Genomic DNA, 1,872 nt, shown 5'->3' with positions numbered 1-1,872 from the left:
ATTTCGGGCATCTATGATTCTAGTAGCGAAGAATAAAGCCTTTAAAGCCCTACATCATTATTACACAACGAGACCTGACAATCCGTTGAAAAAGATGCAGTCTTTAATTGCTTTGTGTAATAAACTTATACGCATTCTCTTCTCCATTGGGCAGAAACAGTTTGTGTTCCAGGAAGAGAAGATGTTGAACAGACAATATCAGCATGGGATTAGTCGGCAACGCAACTAACGTAAGGACATAGATCCTGTGGGGCAGCATGACCGACATCCACCTTATGGAAAGGTTGAACGAAGGAATGTAGGAGCGTAGACTCTGTGAGACTTGGGAGGGTAGACCCCCGTAAGATATGTGGACATCCATTGGTGCGTACATACCTATTCATCCAACTTTTTGAAATTAACCGAAGGTTGGCTAGTTTCTTGCGCTCTTTTTTTTCGTAAACTGCTTGATTGTGTTCTTTTCGTACTAATCAAATCTATAAGAGTAAATAAGTTGGATAGAAATATTGAGAAAAGCTGAGTATTTAAGAGATAATTGTCTGTTTATTGAGGGAGGTTAGTTCAGGAATGTTGTATAGTTATTATTAAAGAATAGTAGATGGTATACATGACAATCCTCCATTAATGGTCGGTCTCCCTTGTAGTGGTAAGACTACCCTCGCTAAGAAACTTGAAAAAAATATTCCGCACTTCGACTTACTCTTGATGAATGGCATACGCGGTTAGGTCATGATTACGGATATAATATGAGGGAATCGGAGGAGGCAAGCGTTTTTTAATTCAAGATTATTTGAATTCGAAATTTTTCATCGTAATTGACTTGAAAAAGTAAGAACTTTGATGTAATTATGACAATGATCAGGGATTATATTGAGCACCGCATTGGAGGAGGGAAATTATAATGAGATTAACGAAAGATGTCATACAAAAACTATTAGATATGAATGAAGGATTTGAGAAAACTACTAATTTCGTCGATAGAAATTTCAGGGAAACGAATCACTATTTAATTAAGGGTGGAAAATTACTCGTACGTTCTGTGGGCAAGACATCATGGTCTGATAGCCGCTTTGATAACAACACTATTGCTGATATAGACCAAACCAGAAGATTTTTGAAAAAGGTCATTGATGCACTAAAAACTGATGGAATCAAGTAGATAACTTCCAAGTTATCTACTTGATTATAAGTCTTGTCTGAACTACCCATTCGAGACAGAAACTATATAGCGCCAAAATCATTTATTGCTACATATTGGATTAAACAAGTTTCAACGGTTTACGCCGAATATATTTCTTGTCTAAAACCATTAACTTTTTATTGAACTAACGGAGGTTAGTTGAAGGAATAATTGGGGAAATGATAAGATAATTTTGAAATCGTTCTTTAAAGAGTGCTTAATGCCAGTTGTTATGAAGATTAAAATAGAATTTGTCATGGGAATGGGTGGTAATTTGTATAGGTTTCGAAGTGTTGAAAATTTGATAGGTGAATATCAAGAACTTGAAAAACAACAAATTTATTTCGCTGCTCTTGATCAATTAAATGACCCAATGGAAGGAACACGTCGTTACTTTTGGCAGGGAGATAAAATTGTTTGGGAAAACTTTTTGAAACATTATCTCTTATGTTTAGAACATGTGATTCTTTTATCTAGATTAACGCCTGACAATAAAATCATTACGAAAAAGGATATCCCAATATTTAAAAGTGAAAGGGATCTGCCTACGGATCTTTATAGAGAACGTATGGACTGTCAACACTAAACTAAACAACTTTTTTAAGGTGTTCAAGTTTATATTGAATTGGGCTCGTGTAGTTTAGCGTCCCATGGATTCTAATATGATTGTACCAATGGATATAATCCATTAA

At 35.3% G+C, this 1,872-nt stretch carries 3 protein-coding genes and 1 pseudogene; 3 read left to right on the top strand and 1 reads right to left on the bottom strand.

The window, feature by feature from the left end; translation table 11 throughout:
* The 3 genes and pseudogenes from ACE199_RS23440 to ACE199_RS23430 form a co-directional block, all read left to right on the top strand.
* Positions 1–229 (top strand): annotated as a pseudogene (locus tag ACE199_RS23440) (IS110 family transposase); the annotation flags it as partial.
* 672 nt (positions 230–901) lie between these two features.
* Complete coding sequence (locus tag ACE199_RS23435) at positions 902–1,159, top strand: hypothetical protein (protein WP_375351912.1); 258 nt, start codon at positions 902–904, stop codon at positions 1,157–1,159.
* Positions 1,160–1,400: 241 nt separating this feature from the next.
* The gene (locus ACE199_RS23430) at positions 1,401–1,766 is read left to right on the top strand and encodes a hypothetical protein (protein WP_375351911.1); all 366 of its coding nucleotides are present in this window, start codon (positions 1,401–1,403) and stop codon (positions 1,764–1,766) included.
* Position 1,767: 1 nt separating this feature from the next.
* Here ACE199_RS23430 and ACE199_RS23425 read toward each other — a convergent pair whose 3' ends face one another.
* A complete protein-coding gene (locus ACE199_RS23425) occupies positions 1,768–1,869 on the bottom strand; it encodes an IS3 family transposase (protein ID WP_375349433.1) in 102 nt (33 codons plus the stop codon).
* Positions 1,870–1,872: the final 3 nt, after the last annotated feature.

The sequence above is a fragment of the Peribacillus sp. Hz7 genome, from assembly GCF_042136355.1.
In the GTDB taxonomy this organism is placed as follows: domain Bacteria; phylum Bacillota; class Bacilli; order Bacillales; family DSM-1321; genus Peribacillus; species Peribacillus asahii_A.
Note: the sequence above shows the minus strand (reverse complement) of the source record. Positions and strands in the feature narration are given on the sequence as shown.

Bases quoted from the DNA above. Each gene is read 5' to 3' on its own strand.
- ACE199_RS23435 (WP_375351912.1), top strand. From the start codon at position 902: ATGAGATTAACGAAAGATGTCATACAAAAACTATTAGATATGAATGAA.
- ACE199_RS23430 (WP_375351911.1), top strand. From the start codon at position 1,401: ATGCCAGTTGTTATGAAGATTAAAATAGAATTTGTCATGGGAATGGGT.
- ACE199_RS23425 (WP_375349433.1), bottom strand. From the start codon at position 1,869: ATGGATTATATCCATTGGTACAATCATATTAGAATCCATGGGACGCTA.